This is a genomic window from Liquorilactobacillus sicerae (assembly GCF_029916425.1).
GTDB classification, from domain to species: domain Bacteria; phylum Bacillota; class Bacilli; order Lactobacillales; family Lactobacillaceae; genus Liquorilactobacillus; species Liquorilactobacillus sicerae.
On the sequence record NZ_JAHAVQ010000169.1, the window covers coordinates 1 to 480 of the forward strand.

A 480-nucleotide genomic window follows, 5' to 3' on the forward strand; every position below is an offset into this window, starting at 1 on the left:
GTCAGAAGTGTACTGGTTAAACCACTAATCGAGACAGATGGTTTTCCAACCAGAATTAATCGACATTTTGCTAAATTTGTTACAAAAAATAAAAAGGAAAATTGGGAGGACGACATAGTTGACCCTAAATGAAGATCAGGTTACACAATTATTAAATGAAGGGATTGTTTGTATTGGCTGTGGTGCGACCTTTCAATTCACCAAAAAGGGTGTTCCTGGTTATTTGAACGAACACAAACTCCGCGGCTATTTAAGTTCGTTAAATTCAGTCGATGATCCGATCGACTTGCTTTGTGAACGCTGTTTTAAATTAAAAAATTATAATCAAATAGAACCCGTTCCTTTTGATTCGGATCATTTTCAAAAAATATTAACTTCTATATCGGATAAGAAAGCACTGGTTTTATATCTAGTGGATCTCTTTGATGTTGGTGGCTCGATGATTAATGGGCTGACTCGTTTTATTGGTAACAATCCGGT

At 35.8% G+C, this 480-nt stretch carries 2 pseudogenes; both read left to right on the forward strand.

Going from position 1 to position 480, the window contains the following annotated elements:
- Positions 1–132, forward strand: a pseudogene (locus KH893_RS13120) (YqeG family HAD IIIA-type phosphatase); the annotation flags it as partial.
- Positions 119–480: pseudogene (locus KH893_RS11825) on the forward strand (ribosome biogenesis GTPase YqeH); the annotation flags it as partial. The pseudogenes KH893_RS13120 and KH893_RS11825, both read left to right, overlap by 14 nt.